General features: G+C 72.1%; 2 protein-coding genes. Both read left to right on the top strand.

What is annotated here, in order from left to right; all coding sequences use genetic code 11:
- Positions 1–109: 109 nt before the first annotated feature.
- Positions 110–853, top strand: coding sequence for an AAA family ATPase (locus tag ACWFRU_RS42325; protein ID WP_453694184.1), 744 nt, complete (start codon positions 110–112; stop codon positions 851–853).
- Positions 854–866: 13 nt separating this feature from the next.
- Positions 867–1,912: hypothetical protein (locus ACWFRU_RS42320; RefSeq protein WP_453694182.1), on the top strand; the 1,046-nt coding region annotated here is incomplete at its 3' end.

Here is a 1,912-nt window from a genome sequence, read left to right as displayed (position 1 = left end):
GGTCAGGATCTGCGCGACGACCCGGCCGGCCTGCTCCCGTCCCATCCGAACCTGCCCCCGGGCGTGTGCCCGGATCGACCGCTCAGACCACTGAAGACGGAGACGCCTCGTGACCGCGGCCACCTACCAGTACGTCGACCTGCCCGACGCCTCCGTGGTCACCACCCGCGCCCTGCTCACCGCGCGGGAGAACATCGGCGATACGGTCGCCGCCCGCGCGATGATGTGTATCCACGGCGGCGCCGGCTTCGGCAAGACGCTCGCCGTCAACACCTGCTTGCGTGAACTCGAACCCGGCGAGGACGTCCGCAAGATCACCTTCCGGGCCCGTCCCACCGCCCGAGCGGTGCGCTACGAGCTGTTCACCGCGCTCGACCTGGCCGGCGAGCCGCCGCGCCACCCCAGCGAATTCGACCGTCTGCTGAAGACCGCCCTGGCCGAGCGCCCCCGCACCTTCCTCGTCGACGAAGCACAGTGGCTCAACGGGGAGGCGTTCGAGTACTTCCGCTACCTGTGGGACGAGCCCTCCACCCAGCTGGCGATCATCTTCGTCGGCGGGGAGGGCTGCCACACCGTGCTGCGCCGCGAACCGATGCTCTCTTCCCGCATCTTCATCTGGCAGCACTTCACCCGCCTCACCCCCGACGAGGTCCTCGACGTCATCCCTCTGTTCCACCCCATCTGGGCCGATGCCGATCCCGACGACATCACCTTCGCCGACAGCCACGCCGCTCACGGCTACTTCCGCGCCTGGGCCCAGCTGACCGCGCACACCCGCACCGCCCTGGCACGCACCGGCCGTCCCGGCGTGGATCAGGAACTGCTGCGCTGGGCCTTCAGCCGCCTTGGCTGACCACCACACCGCCATGTCTCTCGCCGCGCGGTCGCCGCCCGTCATCGTGGTCATCGACCGCGATGACGACGTCATCCACACCCACACCGCCCTGGCCGCCCACCATCCGCCGTCCGGCCGGATCACTCTGCACCCCGGCCCAGGCACCACCAGCGAGACCGGCCTCGCCCACGACCTTCTCGCCGCTCTGGGCAAACCGCCCCTGCTCACCGGGCGCTTCCCCGCCGGGCGTCAGCCCGCCTGGGAAGCCGCTGCCGCCTGGATGACCGCCCTGCCCGTCACCCGGCTGACCGTCCTGCGCGCCCACCGCCTCACCACCCGCCGCACAATTCGCCTCCTGGAGCTGCGTGCCCTCACCGGTATCCACCTGACTTTGGTCTGCCACCGCCCCCACCTTCCCGCCGCCCTGCACCAGGCCCTGCAGACGGCCGAGTACTCCCTCACCACCGACCTCGACGCAGCCCGCCGCCACTACCACGGCACACCGGTCACCGAACCCCCACGCGGAGACGAGCCCGCCGGGCCGACCGGTCCGTGGCTCACCCTGCCCGCACTGGAACGCCTCATCTCCTACGACAGCCCCCGCCCCTGCGCTGACCCGTGCACGCCGCCCCCGATCATCTGGCGGCACCGCCCACCGCCCGTTCCTCTCACTGAGCACACCACCCAGAAAGTCGCCCGCCGGTTGCACGCGGCGACCGCACATCCTCGCCTGGCCGCGGCCGTTGCCGCCGCGCTGTTCACCGGCGCCTCCCTCCAGCAACTCGCCACCGCACGCCCCCGCGACTACGACACCGCCGCGGCCACGCTCGCCCTCCATGACCGCGCCCGCTACACCGACGGCTGCGCCACCCACCCCGTACCACCCTGGGCGGGCATCTTCCTGCGAGCGGCGACCTGCTTCACCCGGCTCGTCTCCGGCGAGGACCAGGAACTGCTCGCCGCGCCAGGTGACCGTGCGCACCTGCTGCGCGTGGCGGAGACGGCCAAGCTGCGCCCACCCCAGCCGCCCGCAGCCCGCCGCGAAGGCCCGGTCGGCCGTGTGGAGTGGGACTGGCG

It is taken from the genome of Streptomyces sp. NPDC055099, from assembly GCF_053607685.1.
Note: the sequence above shows the minus strand (reverse complement) of the source record. Positions and strands in the feature narration are given on the sequence as shown.